Source organism: Methylobacterium sp. 092160098-2, from assembly GCF_028920805.1.
Taxonomy (GTDB): Bacteria; Pseudomonadota; Alphaproteobacteria; order Rhizobiales; family Beijerinckiaceae; genus Methylobacterium; species Methylobacterium fujisawaense.
The window spans coordinates 2220488-2238317 of record NZ_JAQPZJ010000001.1 but is presented as its reverse complement, the minus strand read 5'-3'; the positions used below and the strand labels follow the sequence as shown (position 1 = coordinate 2238317).

Here is a 17830-nt window from a genome sequence, read left to right as displayed (position 1 = left end):
ACCGGCCCCCGTCGCCGCCTCCGGCTCACGGGGAGGCCAGCCGAACGGCCACCTCGTTCCTGCGCAGGAACGGGATCGCGAAGGGGGGATCGTATCCCATGACGAACGGCGCGCCCTCGGTTCTCCGTCCCGCCGCCGCCAGCACGTCGGCGAGGAGGCGCGCCTGTGCGGCCCGCGCCTCCGGGGTGAGACGGCCGGAGAAGCGCAACGCCGCGATCCGTTCGGCCGGGATCTCGACCAGCCGGATCCCCGGCTCGGTCGGCGCGGGCGCCCCGGCCGCCGCCACCGCACGCGGCAGGAAGAAGCGCATCGTGCCGGCCCCGTCCTGCTCCACCGGGACCGTCATGGCGATGCGCCGCTCGCCGGTCTCCACCGGCGCGGTCATGGCGATGCGGTCGCCCCCCCGGTTCGCACCGGTGATGTAGCGGAACAGCCGGCCGAAGGCCTCGCCGTCGCCCTGGCCGCGGGAATCGGTCTCGACCGCCAGGCGCGGCGCGTAGGACCGGATCTCGACCCCGCGGTCGAGACGCTCGACCACCGTGTAGGCGGGCTGCTCGTAGAGCGCCCGCACGCCGAAGATCCCGAGCACCGATTCCACGAGGGTGACGAGCACGTACAGGACCCTGTCCATGGCAGAACCTCCGGATGCGGGCGCGGGCGTCGCCCCGCGGTCCCGGGAACATGGCGTCGGGGGCGCCTGCCGCCGACCATCTGCGGCGTCAGGCCTCCATCAGGCCGGGGATGGCGCTGCGCAGGCGGAAGAAGCCGCGGTTCGCGAGGGGCCAAGCCCGCGAATCCCAGGGGCGGCGGACCCGGAGGCAATCCCGCGGCAGCACCTCCGCCGAGGGGCCTGCCGGCGCCCAGGCCGTCACCACGGGCAGGTCGCCGGCCCAGCCGTCCTGCACGGGCACGGCCGGGCAGCCGAACTGCGCCTGCGCCCGGGTCAGGGCATCCGCCAGCGCCGCCGCGTCGGCCGCGCGGACCCGGTCGACCGCCCCCTCCGCGTGGGCGAGAAGGCCGCCGACGCGGACCACGCGGGCCGGTCCGAGGGGAAGGCTCTCGGGATGAAGGTCGTCGAGGTGCAGCAGCAGGGCGACCGCCCCGTCCGGCGGGGTGTCGGCCGGGGCGAGGGGCACCTCCCGCGGGGGCATGTCCTCCTCCAGCGGCGCGGCCCCCTCGTCGAGCCCGGCGGGATCGTGGCGGCCCTCCGTGTACTGCCGGATGTTGTCGCGCCGGGCGCGGTAGGGCTTGCCCCGGGTGTGGAGGCCCGCGACCCACCGCCACGACAGGGTGTTGCTGGCCGGATCGCCGTCGAGCAGGTGGCGCAGGAACAGGTCGGCGCCCAGCTCCCAGGGCAGGCGCAGGGTGAAGATCCAGATCGAGGCGAACCACATGCGGGCATGGTTGTGCAGCCAGCCCTCCTCGGCGAGCTGACCGGCCCAGGCGTCGAAGCCGTCGAGGCCCGTGCGCCCCGCGGCGGCCCGCTCGTAGGTCCGGCGCAGGCCGGGCTCGGCGGCAAGGCGCGTCCGTGCGGCCGCCAGACCCTCCCGATAGCCGGTCCAGGCGCCGGGATGGGTTTCGAGGTGGCCCTTGAAGTAGGTCCGCCAGAACACCTCGGAGACGAAACGCTCCGCGCCCGAGATGCCGAAGGCGCTCTGCGCGGCCCGGGCGACCTCCTCCTCGGTGAGCAGCCGGCGGCGCAGGTAGGGCGACAGAACCGACGTCGTCGGCGTCGCACCGGGGCCGCGATCCGTGTTCCGGGACGCCGCGTAGGCGGCGCCGGGACCGGTCAGGAATGTCGCCAGGGCCTCGAGGCCGGCGGCGCGGGTCATGGGGCGCGAAGGGGGCATGACCCTGATCTAGGCCCCGTGCCGCGATTGGCAGCTGCGCGAAAGCGCGGATCCCCCATCTCGGCCCGGGCGCGGGTGTAGCCGGAGGCCGGCACCACCGGCAGGGCCAGACACCCCGCTCCGGTCGCAGCGCCGACTGCCGGGGGCGGCCTTTCGCCGACGCGGGCCGTCCGATGGCCACGGCCCGGGTCGAGGACGCCTCAGGCGCTCCTGTCGCGGCCCGAGATCAGGCGAAGCTGCGCCGGCGGGCGGGCCGCCAGGGCGGCGGCGACCTTGCCCTCGAGCTCGCCGACCCGGAACGGCTTCAGCACGATCGCGTCGCTGCCGACGGCCCCGGCCTTCGTCAGGGCGGTGGTGTCGGCAAAGCCGGTGACGAACAGCACCGGCAGCGTCGGCCAGCGCTTCCGGATCTCCAGAGCCGTCTCGGCTCCGTTCATGCCGGGCATGGCGAAATCCATCACGACGAGGTCGACGCCCGGATCCGCTTCGAGGGCCGCCAGGGCCTGCAGGCCGGAGGCCGCCTCGCGCACCGCGTAGCCGGCCTCGGTCAGGCGGGTCGTCGTCACCTCGCGCACCTCGGCGTCGTCGTCGACCACCAAGAGCTGGGGGCCGCTTCCGGGCGGATGCATCCGCGCGGCCTCGGCCGCGGCGGCATTGCGGGGTGCGTCCCCCTTCGCCTCCGCGGCCCGGGGCAGGTAGACCTTGATCGAGGTGCCCTCGCCGGCGACCGTGTCGATGCGGATGCCGCCGCCGGACTGCTTGACGAAGCCGTAGACCTGGGCGAGCCCGAGACCCGACCCCTTGCCGACCTCCTTGGTGGTGAAGAACGGCTCGAACACCCGGGCCAGCACGTCCGGCGTCATCCCGGTGCCGGTATCGCTCACCGCCACCATGACGTAGGCGCCGGGCGCCGGCTGTTCGGGCCGCGTCGGCGCCCCGGTGACGCTGACATTGGCGGTCTCGATGGCGAGCCGGCCGCCCACCGCCATCGCGTCGCGGGCGTTGATGGCGAGGTTGAGGATCACGAGCTCGATCTGGGTGGCGTCGACCAGGGCCGGCCACAGATCGGGCTGGAGCGCGGTCTCGATGCGAACCGCGCCGCCGATCGAACTCTGCAGCAGGTCGCGCATCGAGGCGACCGTCTGGTTCAGGCTGACCGGGGTGGGTTCCAGGCGCTGGCGCCGGGAGAAGGCGAGGAGCTGTGCCGTGAGCCGGGCGGCGCGCTCGGCGGCCCCGCGCATCATGTCGAGGCGGCGCTTCGAGCGGGCGTCGGAGACGGCGCGCTCCAGGAACTCGATGTTGCCGGCGATCACCGTGAGCAGGTTGTTGAAGTCGTGCGCGACACCGCTCGTGAGCTGCCCGACCGCGTCCAGGCGCTGGGCGAGCCGCAGGGCGTCCTCCGCCCGTTCGCGTTCGACGATCTGAGCCTGCAGAGCGTCGTTCGCCGCGGCGAGTTCCCGGGTGCGCTCGGCGATGCGCGCCTCCAGGGTCTCGTTGAGCGCCTGCAGGGCGGCCTCGGCTTCGCGCTTCTCGGCGCGCGCCCGCGCCTCGGCCAGCGCCCGGACGATGGTGCGCGGCATCCGGTCGAGGCGCTGCTTGACGACGTAGTCGGTGGCGCCGTTCTTCAGGGCCTCGACGGCCACGTCCTCGCCCAGCGTGCCCGAGCAGAAGATGAACGGGGTGTCCGGGCATTGCGCCCGGGCGATGCCGAGGGCGCTCACCCCGTCGAAGGTCGGCAGGACGTAGTCCGCCAGGATCAGATCGTACCGGCCGGGCACCGCCGCGCGGGCGAAGGCGTCGCGCGTCATCACCCGCTCGATCTCGACCGGATGCCCGAGCGTCTCCAGCTCGGCCTCGATCAGCTCGGCGTCGAGATCGCTGTCCTCCAGATGCAGGATGCGCAGCGGGCCCGCGGAACGTCCGATCACGCGTTCGATGGCCAGCCTCCCCGGTATGGCGGCGGCTCGTTGAGGAGGGCCCAGAACACCCCGATCTCCTTGATCGCGGCGAAGAACTCCTCGAAGCCCACGGGCTTCACCACGAAGGCGTTCACCCCGAGGTCGTAGGAGCGCACCAGGTCGGTCTCCTCGCGGGACGAGGTCAGCATGACCACGGGCGTCTTGCGGGTGACCGGGTCGCCCTTGATCTTGGCGAGCACCTCCAGGCCGTCGACCTTGGGAAGCTTCAGGTCGAGCAGGACCACGGCGGGATCCTGGGCCTGCCGCTTCTCGTGGGCGCCGCGGCAGTAGATGAAGTCGAGGGCCTCGGCGCCGTCGCGGCAGATGACGATCTCGTTGGCGAGCTGGCTCGATTCGAGGGCCGCGAGGGTCAGCTCGATGTCGTTCGGATTGTCCTCGACCAGGAGGATGGGTTTCAGTCCTGCCATCTCAGTGCGCCTCCTCCCGGATGGGCAGGGTGAAGTAGAATGTGGCGCCCCGGCCGAGCGTTCCCTCGGCCCAGGTCCGCCCGCCGTGGCGCTCGACGATGCGCCGGACGTTGGCGAGACCGATGCCGGTGCCCTCGAACTCCTCGACCCGGTGCAGCCGCTGGAAGACGCCGAACAGCTTGTCGACATAGGCCATGTCGAAGCCGGCGCCGTTGTCGCGGACGTAGTAGACCGCCTCCCCGTCCCGGGGCGGCAGGCTGCCCACAGCGATCACCGCCTCCGCGGTGTCGCGGGTGTACTTCACGGCGTTCGACAGCAGGTTCTCGAGGACGAGGCGCAGCATCACCGGATCGGCATAGGCGCGGCCGAGCGGGGCGATCTCCCAGCGGATGGTCCGGTCGGGGGTGACGTCGCGCAGGACCTTGCGGCGGACTTCCTCGACCAGGGCGTTCATGTCGCCCCAGACCTTGTTCAGGGCGTGCCGGCCCATCTGCGAGAAGCTCAGGAGGCTGTCGACCAGGGTTCCGGCCGAGAAGGCCGCCTCGATGATCGTCTCCACGTAGTGCCGGCCCTTGTCGGACAGTTGGGCCCCCTCGCGGGTCTTGAGCAGGTTCGCGTAGCCGACGATGTGGCGGAAGGGCGCGCGCAGGTCGTGGCTGACCGAGTACGAGAAGGCCTCCAGCTCCTTGTTCGTGCGCTGCAGCTCCTCGCTCATGGCGGCGAGTTCCTCCGCCCGGCGCAGCACGATGCCGAGCACCGAGGCGCGCAGGTCCTTGGCGGCCTCCACCTCCGGGTCGGACCAGGGCAGGGAGCGGCCCTTCACGGTTTCCTTCCAGATCTCGAACGACTTGCGCGGGTGCAGCCGGTCCGGGCCGCCGTCCGGATCGGGCTCGACGGCCTTCACGGGATTGCCGCCCCACTTCACCGTCCGCACGACCTCGGGTCTGAACCAGAGGATGTAACTCGCGTATTTCTTCGAGACCGAGACCGCCAGGAGACCGCTCGCCCGCCCGGCGAAGACCGCGGCCGCCGGAAACGCCTCCGACAGGGCTTCGGAGACGAAGACCTCCTCGGCCTCCTCGCGCGCGGACAGCCACCGGTACAGGCCACGGATCTCGCGCTCGGTCGGCGTGGCCCCGAGCAGCCGGCAGCGGTCCGCCGTCACCACCGCGGCGCCGGTCGCGTCCACCAGGGCCAGGACGTCGTCGGGATGGTTGAGCAGGCCGTCGACGAAGCTGTCCTCCTCGGCCATGAAGCCGAGGAGGCGCGCCTGCACGGCGCCCAGGGCCAGACGCCTCTCGGACTGGGCGCCGCGCTCGCGGGCCGAGAGCTGCAGCGCGAAGATCTGGGTGAGCACGTCGCAGGCGTTGCGCGCCTGGAGGGGCACGCGCTTGGGCGCGCGGTTGTGGCAGGAGATCAGGCCCCAGAGCGCGCCGTCGACGAGGATCGATACCGACATGGACGCCATCGTGCCCATGTTGCGCATGTACTCGACATGGACCGGCGAGACCGAGCGCAGCACCGACTGGCTGAGGTCCAGGGGCCGGCCGGACGGCGTGGTGGCCGGCCGGATCGGCACGGGGACGTAGCCGGCATCGGGGATGATGCGCAGGCGGTTCCGGCGGTAGAGTTCGCGCGCCTGGACGGGGATGTCGGAGGCCGGGAAGCGCAGGTCGAGGTAGGAGGGCAGGACGCCGTTCCCGGCCTCGGCCAGCACCGTCCCGTGCCAGTCGCGGTCGAACCGGTAGACCAGGGCGCGGTCGAGACCGGTGATCTGGCGGATATCCTCGGCGACGAACCGGCAGAGGTCCTCGACGGTTCTGGCGGTGTGCAGGCGTTCGACGAAGGCGCGCAGGCGCGGGGTGAGCAGGTCGACGCCGATGTCGGCGGCGGCCGCGTCGATCTCCTCCAGTTCCACCACCACAAGGTCATCGACCCGGTGGGCCGCCACCTCGTAGGCTTGGCGCCCGCTGCCGGTCTCCAGCGTGACGGTGCGAAGATAGAGGGCCCCGTCCTGGGTCTCCGCCGCCGCCAGATGGTGCCGGACGACGGCCGCAAGGTCGGGCAGAGCCGCGTCGAGGATGGTCCCGACCGCCGCCGCCGCTGGGGCGTTGGCGCTCGCCTGGACGATGGCGAGGGACCGGGCGTCGAGCCCGAGCAGGAATCCGTGCGGCTGGACGCTGCCGACGATATGGATGGGCTCGCGATCGCACGCAGTCACATCAAGACGCTGAGCCGCGCCGCTTCGTAGGTTCAAGCCGGGGTTCGCCTCCTCACCGGGTCGGCCGCAAAACTTAAAGCGTGTTAACAGCCGAACCGTGCCGCTCCTATAGGGCTAAAGGATTGGCACAGGCGGGCTAACCGTCCGCGCGGGAGGCCGGTGCCGGGTGGCCGAAGGGCACGGCGACCGGATCCGCCATGCGCGCGCGACGCCAGGTCGCACGACGGGGCCGGGCGGGGCGCCGGGAGCCTAGAGCGGAACCCAGGCGGCGAGGGCGATCAGGACCAGGGGCATCGCCACCAGGGCCAGCACGGTCTGCGCCGCCGTGATCCCCGCCATCAGGGGGGCGTCCCCGCCGAGCTGCCGGGCCAGGATGTAGGCGGAGGAGGCGGTGGGCAGGACCTGGAAGAGCAGGGCGGTGGTCAGCGCCGGGCCGTGCAGCCCGAGGCACAGGGCCGCCAGAACCGTCGCCGCCGGCATGGCGACGAACTTCATCGTCGAGGCGGCCAGCACGGGCCCCGCCCAGTGCCGGGCGGTGCCGAAGTCGAGCGCCGCGCCGACGCAGAGCAGGCCGAGGGGCAGCGACGCGGCCCCGAGGGCCCGCAGGGCCGGTTCCAGCCCCGGCGGAATACCGAGGCCGAGGCCCTGGACCAGGATTCCGCCGAGCGAGGACACCACCAGCGGGTTGGTGGCCAGTTGCCGGGCGATGCCGCGCGGCGTCAGCCGCACCGTGCCGTGCCGGGCGAAGACCAGCACGCAGAGGATGTTGACGGTGGGCACGATCGCCGCGTTGCAGATGGCCGCCAGCGCGATGCCCTGCGGCCCGAACAATCCGGCGGCCAGCGTCACCCCGACATAGTTGTTGAAGCGGACACTGCCCTGGAACACCGAGGTGAAGGCCGGTCCGTCGAGCCTCAGGCACGGCCTCAGGACGATCACGAGGACCGCGACGGCGAGGGTCGACAGGATCAGCGTCAGCGCGAGGGCGCCGACCGGCACGGCCTCGATCCGCGCCGTCGCGAGGCCGTGGAAGAACAGGCTCGGCAGCAGCACGAAGTAGCCCAGCCGCTCGGCCTGCGGCCAGAAGCCCTCGGCCAGGAAACCACGCCGCCGCAGGGCCAGTCCCAGCGCGGTCAGGATCACGATCGGCAACAGGGCGAGCAGCACCGCGCCGGTCACGGGAGAGGGTCCAAGGCGGTGTCGCTTTCAGCTGCGCCGGTCAGGTGCGCCGCGGCGCTGGCGGGACGGCCATGCCGTCAGCCGCGCCCCAGCGTGTAGAATTCCGGGTTGGGCCGCAGGCTGGTCACGTTCGCCAGCCGGTTCGACAGGCCGAAGAAGGCCGCGATGGCGGCGATATCCCAGGCATCCGCGTCGTCGAAGCCGTGCGCCCCGAGCGTTTCGAACGCGGCCTCCCCCACGAGATGCGCGGACTGGCTGACCAGCATGGCGAAATCGAGCATCGCCTTCTGCCGATCGGTGAGGTCGGCCTTGCGGTAGTTGATCGCGACCTGATCGGCGATCAGCGGGTCCTTGGCGCGGATCCGGAGGATCGCACCGTGGGCGATCACGCAGTACTGGCACTGGTTCATGGCCGAGGTCGCCACGACGATCATCTCGCGCTCGGCCTTGGTCAGGTTGCCCGGCTTGTCCATGAGGGCGTCGTGATACGCGAAGAAGGCTCGGAATTCCTCCGGGCGATGGGCGAGCACCAGGAACACGTTCGGGACGAAGCCGGACTTTTCCTGCACCGCCTCGATCCGCGCGCGGATGTCGGCCGGCAGATCCTCCAGGCGGGGGATCGGGAAGCGGCCGATCGGGGCGTGTGCGGCTGACATGGGCGCGCTCCTCGCGGATCGAGCCGGCGCCCGAGGCCGCCGGCCGTCCTGCGCAGGCGATAGACCGAACGGTCTCCTCAGCGCAATCGATCGCGGCCGCGCGCACCGGACCGGCCGCTTCCGATCGAGACCGGGTGAAACGTGGGTCCCGGGATCGGTCTCGCAGGGATGCCGTCGTGTGACGATCGCGGGATGCTGTGCGGCGCTCCCGCTCGTCGGGGCTGCCGGCATGCGTCACCGCGAAGATCCGGCCGACGGCACGATCGTGCGAGGCAGCCTTGACCGGGCGGCACGAAGCGGCAGCCCGTGCCACTCGATCATCGACAGTTCGTTGAGCGATGCCTTTCTGTTTTGGCAAATAAATCTGTCAACAAAAACGTCCGACAGATCATGGAGAACGATCTCCGGGAATCAATGTCCGGTGGTTTCGCCGCGTACCCCTGTATCGCGCGCCCGGGTCGGGAGACGACATCCGCCCGGCCGGTCACACGGGTGCGCAGGCGACGCCGACGGCAGCGTTTTCACTCCGCCTCGACCCTGCGCGGGCTTCACGGTCGGCCTCAACTCTGCCCGAAAGCTTTCGTTCGGTCCGCCGACGATCCGGTGACCCGGGCTCCCGGCCCGTTCCGGGATGTGGCGGCGCGCTGGAGGGAGGATGTTGTGCTGCGACGGAAGACGCCTCCGCCGAAGCGATCACGGCCGGCAGGCGGCGGATCGATGCCCGGCCCCGCCCGGGCTTCCGGTCAGGCCTCGCCGAGAGCGGCGTTCGCGGAGCGCCCGGCCTTCCGGCCGCGGCGATGGCGGGCCGCGTGCCCCGTGCTGGCGCTCGGCTTCGGCCTGAGCGCGGGCGCGTCCGCCGCGCAGGCGGCTCCGGATTGCGCCGGGAGCCGGAGCCGGGTCGAGACGCTGATCTGTGCCGACCCCGCTCTGACGAGGCTGGACGACGAACTCAGGCGCCTGTTCGACAGGATCGCCGGGGAGACCCGGGGGATCGACGGAGAGACCGGCCGGGCGATCGACACATTCGGTGCGGACCACGCACGCTGGCGCACGCGGATCCGCGATGCCTGCCCGGATGCCGCCTGCCTGGCGCGGGTCTATACCGCGCGGATCGCGCAGGTCCGGCGCGACTGGAGCGAAGCGCTGTCGGACACACCCGCGTTCCGGCACGTGGTCAATGCCCGTTTCGGCTTCTCCATCGACGTTCCCGCCGACCTCGTGGCGGAGCCGCCGCCCGACAACGGCGACGGGCAGGCCTTCCATTCGACCGACGGCCATCTGCACCTGACGGTGTCGGGCCTGAACGACGGGCTCGACCAGGATCTCGACGCCGTCGTGGCCGCGGACCGGAAGACCTGCCTGCGGAAACCGCCCGAATACGGGGCGCGCAAGCCCGGCTGGATCGTGTTTTCCTGCACGACCGCCGACGGCATCCTGTACCGGAAGACCCTCCGGGCGGGCGGGCGCGGCGGCGCCTTCGTCACCCTGCGCATCCGCTATCCCGTGGCCGAGCGGGCGCGCTGGCAGGCGGCCGTCGCCACGGCCGCGACCTCGCTGCGGCTGACGGAACCGGCCCGGGACAGTCGCTGACGGCGCCCCCGATCACCGCGAGAAGGTCGTGGCCGTCTGCGCGGTCGAGACCATCGTGTTGTAGTCGTTCACGATCCAGGTCACGTCGCGCCCGGCGCCGCGGCGGGCATCCCCCTTGGCCTTGGCGAGCTTGGCGTCGAATTCGCGCAGCTTGCCGAGCAATGCGCGCGGCCGGCTCTCGAACACGTGGAAGGCGTTCGGGTTGGCGGCGCTGTACCCGTCCAGGTCCTTCACGGTGACGGCGTAGCGCCCGAGCGCGGCCTCGAAGGCCGCCATGTCGACGACCGGCTTGGCGTCGGTGGGCAGCAAGTCCATGACCTTGCGCGCCTCGGTCATCACGTTCGCGACGTGCCAGCGCGCCTTGCGGCCCTCCCGCGCCTCGATGGCGGCGAGTTCCAGCGCGTCGCTCTTCTCCTTCTCGACCCGCAGCGCGGCGTCGACCTGGGCACGCGCCGCCAGGAAGGCCGGCCCCGCGACGGCGAGCTTGGCGTGGAGCGCCTTGCCCTGCTCCATCTTGTCCGCGCGGTAATCCTGCCGCTCGTAATAGCCCTCCGCCTCGGTGATCGTCGGCGCGAGGGCCTGGTAGGCGGCGATGTAGCGCGTCATGGCGCCGTCGAGGTTCGGCATCGCGGGCGGCTGCGCCGTCGCGGCCTCCGCCTTCGCGATCTCGCCGCGGACATCGTAGAGCCCGTAGAGGCCGTAGATGATCCGCTCGCGGCCGGTCGGGCCGGTCTTCATGTTGACCCAGCTCTGATAGCGGCTGAGCGATTCCTGCGCCCGCAGGGTCCGGTTGAGGAGCCCGACATAGGCGTTGAGCTTGCGGATCGTCTCCTGCGCGGGATCGACATCGGGCTTGGACGCCTGACCCGCCGGGGCGGGGGCGGAGGCAGGGGCCTGTGCGCGAGCCGGGGCGGCGGCGAGCAGCGTCGTCAGAACCAGCCACGTGGTCGCTGTCAGGGTCCTCGTTCTCATGGGCGCGGGGGATCCTCCGGATTCGTTCAGCCCGTGTAGCCGGCGCCCGGCGTGAAGACCAGATGCGATAACCGGTGTCATCCGTCCAGTAGAGACCCTGTCACGGACAACGGCATTGCATTGCGCGAAATCGAAGATTGCATGATTGATCATGGATGTGGAGACGATGGTCTCGCCGGACGCGACCGATTCAGTCTTCGGACGCACAGCGCCGCTTGAACCGGGCGGCGCATGCGGATGTCAGGATTTGCGCCGGGGCGGGCCACGACAGGCCGGACGTTGCTCGATATACCGCGCGCGGACGGGCCATCGACGAACCCGGATCGGTGCGGTCCCGTCTCGTCCCGCGGAGGCGGATCGGATAGAGGATCGGACGATGCTCGACGGCCATCCCCGCATCCTGGCTGACCTGCGTGCCCGGCTGGCCGAGCCGCAGCGCGTCTATCACGGCCAGGCGCATATCGACGCGCTCCTGGAGGCGTTTCGCGCCCACCGCGCGACCGTCCGGAATCCCGACGCGGTGGAACTGGCGATCTGGTTCCACGACGCCGTCTACCAGCCGGGCGCCCCGGACAACGAGCGCCGCAGCGCCGCGCTCCTGCGGGTGCTGCTGGAGGGCGCGGTCCCGGCACCCACGCTGGCGGCGGCCGAGACGATGATCCTGGCGACCGAGCGGCACGCCGTCCCGGACGGTCTCCCGGCCGCGCTCGCCGCGGACGTCGCGCTCTTCCTCGATCTGGACATGGCGATCCTCGGGGCGGCCCGAGCCGCCTATGACGGCTACGCCGCGGGCGTGGCGCGGGAATTCGTCCCGGTCGTGGGCGAGGCCGCCTACCGGCAGGGGCGCGCGGCCTTCCTGCGGGGGGCCCTCGCATCCGGCCGGCCGCTGTTCGTCACCGCCCGGGCCCGGGCGGAGCTGGAGGGGCCGGCGCGGTCGAACATGCGGCGCGAACTCGCGGCGCTGGGCCGGTGACCGGCGACCCGGGCCGCGGTCACGGCGCGATGAGGTGCGGGACGAACCGGGCCCGGTCGGTGGTGATGAGGCCGTCCGACTCGCGCAGGCACAGGCCGGCGGGTCGATCGCCGACCATCCAGCTGCCGACCAGCGCGCGGCGGCCCTCGAAATCGGGCAACGCGGCCAGGGCCTGCCGCACGAAGCCTTTGCCGCCATAGGGGCCCTCGTCGCGCGCCGCGACGGCGCCGTCGCGCACGATCAGCACGTTGGCGCCCTCGCGCCCGTAGAGGGGCTTCCTCACGAAGCTCCGGCCCAGCGCGGCCTTGGCCGGGTCCTCCTCGAAGTAGGTCGGCAGCAGGTTGGGATGGCCCGGCGCCATCGCCCAGAGATGCGCCAGCATCCCCTTGTTGGAGAGCACCGCCTTCCAGGGCGGCTCCAGGAACCGGGTCGATGCCGTGCCGACCGCGCGGCCGAACGGGTCGGCGAACATCCATTCCCACGGGTAGAGCTTGAACAGGCAGCCGATCGGGGCACCGGCCGCGTCCACGAAGCGCCCGTCCTCGGCGAGCCCGATCGCCTCGACCGGCAGGAAGGGGGCGGCGCGGCCAGCCTGGAGCGCGCAATCCTGGAGATAGGCCAGCGTGCCGCGATCCTCCGGCGCGTCGGGGAAGCCCGCGAAGGCGACGCCCTCCGGGGGCGCCACGGCGGCGAAGCGCGCCACCAGCGCCTCGTGCAGGGTGTTGAACTGGTCGGCGCCGGCGGGGAGGCGTCCCCGGGCCAGCCCGTCCTCCAGCCACAGCCACTGGAAGACCGCGCTCTCGTAGAGGGCGGTGGGCGTGTCGGCGTTGTATTCGAGGAGCTTCGCCGGCCCGGTTCCCCCGTAGCTGAAGTCGAAGCGCCCATACAGGCTGGGGTCGCGCCGCTCCCAGCTCGCCCGGATCGCGTCCCAGGCATGCTCGGGGATCCGCAGCGCGGCGAGAATCGCTTCGTCGCGGACCGCCCGGTCCACGAAGGCGAGGCAGAGCTCGTGCAGCGCGGCGCTCGGCGCCTCGATGGCGTCCTCGATCTCGGCGAGGCTGAAGGCGTAGTAGGCGGTCTCGTCCCAGTAGGGGGCGCCGTCGAACGTGTGGAAGGCGAAGCCGGCCCGCGCGGCGTGGAGCCGCCAGTCGGGCCGCTCCGGGATCGCCACCCGGCGCATCAGCCGCCTCCGAAACCGCCCGTGCGGCCGCCCGAGCCTCCGGAGAACGCCGTCGCCCGCCCGGTGCCGCCGAAGCCGCCGCGGCTGATCGTGCGCGGGGTCGTGCTCGTGGTGCGGGCGACCGAGGCGGGGACATGGACCCGCGAGACGCCGCCCGCATAGGCGACCCGGCCGCCCGTGCCGGTGCAGTAGCCGCCCCCATGTCCGGCCGTCCCCGCCTCCGCCGCGTCGCGCTCCTCTTCGGGGGCGTGCGGGTAGAGCGGCTGGACCGGCAGGTCCTGCGCGTCCGACCGCCCCATCAGGAAGGCGGCCATCACCGGCAGGTAGCGGCCGCGCGCGGCCTCCGTGACCGGCCCGCCCGGCGTGCAGCCGCCGGTCCCGTGGTGGCGCTGGCAATCGGCCTCGGTCTCGTAGCGCGGCGCCGTCGCCGCGTAGGCCTCCTGCGCGGTCTTGTAGGCGGCGATGCAGGCCTCGGCGCTGCGCAGCTGCTGGGCGATGCAGGCGCCGAGCGTCCCGTAGACGAGCGCCTCCTCCTCCCGCTGGGACGGGTCGAGGCCGCCGAGGGTCAGGGCGGCAGCGCCGGCGCCCGCGACCAGAACCAGCGACACGGCGGCCGAGCGCTTGGAGCGGCGGGCGGCGGCGAAACCGGTTTCGGGCGCGCCGACGGCTGCGGGGGCGGGGGCGGTCTCCGTCACCGGCCGCTCAATAGGTCATCGCGGCGGCGTTCACGACGCCGCCCGCCAGCGAGGCCGCGCCCAGGAGGAGCGCGGCGGCGGCGCGATCCTCCTCGATGCGCCGCGACAGGTCCGGCACCGCAAGGCGCACGAGCCAGTAGATCGCGATCTGGATCACGAGGGCGATCAGGCCCCAGATCAGGCAGTCGAGCAGGGACCGTGCGTTGTAGATCGCCACCGCCAGCGGCAGGGTGAAGCCGAGCAGGCTTCCGCCCAGCGCGATGGCCGCAGCCGTCACGTCCCGGCGGATCAGCGCGACCTCGTTATGCGCGGTGGCGAGGGTGTAGATCAGCAGGTAGAGGCCGATCAGTCCGGTCGCGGTGCCGAGATAGAGCAGGAAGTCCGGCAGTCCGGAGACCAGGGTCACGCAAGACCCGCCGTCTCACCGGCCCCGATCGTCGAAAGCACCGCAGCCGGACAGGTCTCCCGGTCGAATCGCATGACGAGCGAAGCGAATGTCGGAGCTGATTGTTGGACGCGGGATCGATTCACGCCAGTAAATCCACGCAATTTCCCGCGCGGTGTCAAGCTTGTCGCGGATTTCAGAGAGTTGGACTGACGGCAATACGCCGAGGTCCGGAAGGGCGCTACCAGACCAGCCGCTCGATCACCCCGTCCGGATGCACCGCCTGCCGGCCGAGCCACTCGGCCACGTCGCCCAGGCGGTGATGCGCGGCCGTGACGCCGAGTTCCTCCGCGTGGATGCCCCGGGCCACCAGCACGCTGGCGATGCCGAAGCCGCGGGCGCCCGCGATGTCGGTGCGGATCGCGTCGCCGATCGCCAGGACCCGCGCCGGATCCACCGGGGCCCCGGTGAGGGCCGCCCCCTTGGCGAGGGCCGCCTCGTAGACCGGGCGGTGCGGCTTGCCGGCATAGACCACGGGGCCGCCGATCTCCGCATAGGCCGCCGCGAGCAGGCCCGCGCAGGGGATCAGGCGGTTGCCGCTCTCCACGACGAGGTCGGGATTGGCACAGATCATGGTCAGCCCGCGGGCGGCCAGACGCTCCAGCTCCGGCCGGTAATCGTCCGGGGTCTCGCTGCGGTCGTCGAACAGGCCGGTGCAGACGACGAGGTCGGCCTCCGATTCCGGGACGAGGCTGAGGTCGAGCCCCTGGAAGATGCCGAGGTCGCGCTCCGGTCCGAGATGCCGGATCCGGGCGCCCGGGCGCGCGGCGATCAGGTCGTGGGTGAGGTCGCCCGAGGTCAGGATCGCGTCGTAGGCCTCCCGCGGCACGCCGAACCGGTCGAGGATGCGGCCGACGCCGTCGCCGGGCCGGGGCGCGTTCGAGACGAGGACGACCCGGCGGGGCCGCGCCCCCGGAAGGCCACGGAAGCGGATCAGCGCCTCGCCGGCGGCCTCGTGGGCCTTCTGGCCGTCATGCAGCACGCCCCAGACGTCGCAGAGGATCAGGTCGTACCGGTCGGCGACCTCGGCGAGACCCTGGAGGGTCGGGATCGGCGCGGGGGTGGCGGTCGCGGTCATGGAAGGTCCTGGAAGGTCCTGGATTCAAAAGGTCCGGGACCTTTTGTGGGTGCAGGGCAAAGCCCTGCGATACAGCAGGGCCGCGCCCTGACAACCCGCCAGAGTGCGCGGCCCTTGGGGAAACCCCTTACGGGCGCCGGGCCGGTCCCAGCCGGTGCTCGGCGAAGAAGTCGAGCATCGCCCGGGACGCGTCGGGCCCCTCGGGGTCCGTGTAGCTGCCGTCGGGGCGGCCCCCGGACCAGGCATGGCCGGCGCCGCGCACCCGCCAATCCTCGACCACGACCCGGCCCGCCTCGTCCCGGTAGCGGGTGCGGGTGAAGGGGTGGCCGCGGCCCTCGAAGGTCTCGGACCGGGCGATCAGACCGGCGACGTGCGCCTGGGCCAGAACCTGATCGGCGTTGCGCACGCTCACCGTGCCGTCGTCCTCGCCGTGGAAGATGATCGTCGGCACGCGGGTGGCCGGGGCCGGGCTGCCGAAAGCCGTGGCGGTGCCGAGGCCCGGGGCGCCGACCTGCATGGCCATCAGCGCCGAGCCGAGATCCCGGGCGCAGCCGGCCGCGAGGCCGGAATGCACGCCGACGGCGGCGAAGAGGTCGGGATAGGCGCGGGCGATGTTCAGGGCGGCGGCGCCCCCCGCCGACAGGCCGGCGATGTAGACCCGGGCCCGGTCGATCGGGTGCTCCGCCATGATGGCGCGGGCGAGGCCCGCGATGATCGCCGGCTCGCCCGTGCCCCGGCCCTGGTCCCGGGGCTCGTACCAGTTCCAGCAGCGCTGGGCATGGGCCTGACGGCTCTGGGCCGGGTAGGCCACGAACACGCCGGCGCGCTCGGCGAGGGTGTTCATGCCGGTGCCGGCGGCGAAATCGTCCGGATTCTGCGTGCAGCCATGCAGCATCACGATCAGCGGCGCGGCCGCGTCCGGATGGCTCGGGATGAACAGCTTGTACTCGCGGGTGCCGGCGGGCTCGGCATGGGTCAGGGCGACGAAGCGGCCCCCGGTCCCGCCCCCCCGGTCGGCGGGCGGCGGAGCGGGGTGCCGCAGCGGGTTGCCCAGGCCCTTCAGCACCGGTGCAAGGCCGCGCACGACCTGCCCCACCACCTCGCGCATCCGCGTCCCGGATTCCGCTGCGGGAATCTGCGGCACGGCCGACGGATCGGCGTGGTGCGGGGAAGCGTCTGTCGACGCGTGTTCAGCGGGTGCGGCCCTCTGGCCGGCAAGGCTGCGCTGGATCAGGGCGGTCGCCTCCTCGAGCCGGCCGAGGCCGGTCAGACGGGTGGCCTCGATCATGTCGGCGAAGGGCGACAGGCCGGTCTTGTCGTCGCGCTGTCCGTCGCGACTGCCGAAATTCTCGGTCATGCGTGCGCGCCTCACTGCCTCAATGTCTCTGTCACGGCCGGACCCGATGCGCCTGCGCCACCGCACGGGCATCGCATGAGCCGACCCTCACCATCTTGCGAGATGATGTGTCGAGGATGTTTTGTGCATTGCAATAAACGCCCCTGTGCAATGCGACAACCGTCGGCGCCGCGCAGCAGGCTTAGGGATCAGACCGCCGGATCAGACGGGATCGTCCGCCCCGATATAGTCGGCCCAGATCGCGGCAGGACCGAGGCTCGCGCGGAAGCCGTCGTGGCGGGCGCGCTCCGCATCGGTAAGACGGCTCCGGTAGGGACGGGGCGCCACGGGGGCCACGGCCTGGACGGAAGATCCGGCCACCGGGGCGGCTTGCTCCGCGTCCAAGAGCCCGAGGCTGGTCTGCTTGCCCCCGAGGAGCTCGACATAGACCTCGGCCAGGATCTGCGCGTCGAGGAGCGCCCCGTGCTTGGTGCGCCGGGTGTTGTCGATGCCGTAGCGGCTGCAGAGGGCGTCGAGGTTGTTGGCCGCGCCCGGATGCTTGCGCCGGGCCATCGGCAGGGTATCGACCACGTCCTCCAGCCGGATCGGGGGCGGGGCGTTCGCGCCGAGCCGGGCGTATTCCATGTTGAGGAAGCCGACGTCGAAGGGCGCGTTGTGGATGACGAGGCGTCCGTCGGCCAGGAAGGCCAGCAGCTCGCCGACGATCTCCGCGAAGACCGGCTTGTCGGCCAGGAACGCGTCGGACAGGCCGTGGACATTGAACGCCCCCTCGGAGACCGCCCGCTGCGGGTTGCAATAGCGGTGGAAGCTCCGGCCGGTGGGGATGTGGTTGAGGAGTTCCACCGCGCCGATCTCGATCAGCCGGTCGCCTCCCTTCGCCTCCGTGCCGGTGGTCTCGGTGTCGAGGACGATCTCGCGCAGCATGGGTCTCGCGACTCGCGGGGTGGGGGCGGACCCTAGCCGGATAAGGCGGAGGGGTTAAGCTCCCGTGCGCCTCAGCGGGACGTGTTGCGGTAGACGCAGACGGGTCCCCGGTCCTCGTAGCCGCCCGGACAGGCGGTGACGCAGGCGCCGGCCGCGAACTTCTTCGGCGGGGGGCAGCTGGCGGCGTACTGGGCCTGCGCGGGCATGGCCGCCAGCAGCACGAGAAGGGTCGCGGCCCCGAGGCCGCCGGACCGGACCGGATCCATCCCGCCGGAGTGCCGCGCCATCACGTCCATCCTGCCGTTCGTGTTCCCCCCGGAACGC

The 17830-nt window shown here is 72.2% G+C and carries 17 protein-coding genes; 2 read left to right on the top strand and 15 right to left on the bottom strand.

Annotated features, from left to right (window positions below):
* Positions 1–25: 25 nt before the first annotated feature.
* From PQI07_RS10545 to PQI07_RS10515, 7 genes are all read right to left on the bottom strand, one after another.
* On the bottom strand, positions 26–631 hold the full coding sequence (locus PQI07_RS10545; protein ID WP_274926578.1) for an SOUL family heme-binding protein: 606 nt from the start codon (positions 629–631) through the stop codon (positions 26–28).
* 88 nt (positions 632–719) lie between these two features.
* A complete protein-coding gene (locus PQI07_RS10540) occupies positions 720–1850 on the bottom strand; it encodes an FAD-binding domain-containing protein (RefSeq protein ID WP_274926577.1) in 1131 nt (376 codons plus the stop codon).
* A 200-nt stretch (positions 1851–2050) separates the two neighbouring features.
* Positions 2051–3778, bottom strand: a complete 1728-nt coding sequence (locus PQI07_RS10535) for a hybrid sensor histidine kinase/response regulator (RefSeq protein ID WP_274926576.1) — start codon at positions 3776–3778, stop codon at positions 2051–2053.
* On the bottom strand, positions 3775–4236 hold the full coding sequence (locus tag PQI07_RS10530; protein ID WP_043353847.1) for a response regulator: 462 nt from the start codon (positions 4234–4236) through the stop codon (positions 3775–3777). Before PQI07_RS10530 ends, PQI07_RS10535 begins: the two co-directional genes overlap by 4 nt.
* A gap of 1 nt (position 4237) precedes the next feature.
* Complete coding sequence (locus tag PQI07_RS10525; protein WP_274926575.1) at positions 4238–6493, bottom strand: ATP-binding protein; 2256 nt, start codon at positions 6491–6493, stop codon at positions 4238–4240.
* A gap of 213 nt (positions 6494–6706) precedes the next feature.
* Positions 6707–7636, bottom strand: a complete 930-nt coding sequence (locus PQI07_RS10520) for an AEC family transporter (protein ID WP_043386138.1) — start codon at positions 7634–7636, stop codon at positions 6707–6709.
* A gap of 77 nt (positions 7637–7713) precedes the next feature.
* Positions 7714–8292 carry a peroxidase-related enzyme gene (locus PQI07_RS10515; protein ID WP_179697433.1) on the bottom strand — a complete coding sequence of 193 codons (579 nt, stop codon included), beginning with the start codon at positions 8290–8292 and terminating at the stop codon, positions 7714–7716.
* A gap of 717 nt (positions 8293–9009) precedes the next feature.
* On the opposite strand from PQI07_RS10515, the gene PQI07_RS10510 reads away from it, so the two are divergent.
* On the top strand, positions 9010–9882 hold the full coding sequence (locus PQI07_RS10510; RefSeq protein WP_274926574.1) for a lysozyme inhibitor LprI family protein: 873 nt from the start codon (positions 9010–9012) through the stop codon (positions 9880–9882).
* A gap of 12 nt (positions 9883–9894) precedes the next feature.
* Here PQI07_RS10510 and PQI07_RS10505 read toward each other — a convergent pair whose 3' ends face one another.
* Positions 9895–10854, bottom strand: coding sequence for a YiiG family protein (locus PQI07_RS10505; RefSeq protein ID WP_274926573.1), 960 nt, complete (start codon positions 10852–10854; stop codon positions 9895–9897).
* 376 nt (positions 10855–11230) lie between these two features.
* On the opposite strand from PQI07_RS10505, the gene PQI07_RS10500 reads away from it, so the two are divergent.
* On the top strand, positions 11231–11827 hold the full coding sequence (locus tag PQI07_RS10500) for an HD domain-containing protein (RefSeq protein WP_053611335.1): 597 nt from the start codon (positions 11231–11233) through the stop codon (positions 11825–11827).
* Between the two features lie 19 nt (positions 11828–11846).
* Here the strand turns inward: PQI07_RS10500 and PQI07_RS10495 are convergent, their stop codons facing one another.
* The 7 genes from PQI07_RS10495 to PQI07_RS10465 all read right to left on the bottom strand — a co-directional run bounded on the left by PQI07_RS10495 (position 11847) and on the right by PQI07_RS10465 (position 17793).
* On the bottom strand, positions 11847–13007 hold the full coding sequence (locus PQI07_RS10495; protein WP_053611334.1) for a glutathionylspermidine synthase family protein: 1161 nt from the start codon (positions 13005–13007) through the stop codon (positions 11847–11849).
* Positions 13007–13702, bottom strand: coding sequence for a DUF1190 domain-containing protein (locus tag PQI07_RS10490; RefSeq protein WP_274926572.1), 696 nt, complete (start codon positions 13700–13702; stop codon positions 13007–13009). Before PQI07_RS10490 ends, PQI07_RS10495 begins: the two co-directional genes overlap by 1 nt.
* A gap of 7 nt (positions 13703–13709) precedes the next feature.
* Entirely contained in the window at positions 13710–14108 is a 399-nt protein-coding gene (locus tag PQI07_RS10485) for a DUF350 domain-containing protein (RefSeq protein WP_043353858.1), read from the bottom strand.
* Between the two features lie 220 nt (positions 14109–14328).
* On the bottom strand, positions 14329–15225 hold the full coding sequence (locus tag PQI07_RS10480) for a TIGR01459 family HAD-type hydrolase (protein ID WP_043759579.1): 897 nt from the start codon (positions 15223–15225) through the stop codon (positions 14329–14331).
* A 127-nt stretch (positions 15226–15352) separates the two neighbouring features.
* Positions 15353–16582, bottom strand: a complete 1230-nt coding sequence (locus PQI07_RS10475; RefSeq protein WP_052083693.1) for an extracellular catalytic domain type 1 short-chain-length polyhydroxyalkanoate depolymerase — start codon at positions 16580–16582, stop codon at positions 15353–15355.
* Between the two features lie 201 nt (positions 16583–16783).
* Positions 16784–17506: a DNA polymerase III subunit epsilon gene (dnaQ, locus tag PQI07_RS10470; protein ID WP_043353861.1), complete on the bottom strand. Its 723-nt coding sequence runs from the start codon at positions 17504–17506 to the stop codon at positions 16784–16786.
* Positions 17507–17577: 71 nt separating this feature from the next.
* Positions 17578–17793: a hypothetical protein gene (locus PQI07_RS10465; RefSeq protein WP_043353881.1), complete on the bottom strand. Its 216-nt coding sequence runs from the start codon at positions 17791–17793 to the stop codon at positions 17578–17580.
* Positions 17794–17830: the final 37 nt, after the last annotated feature.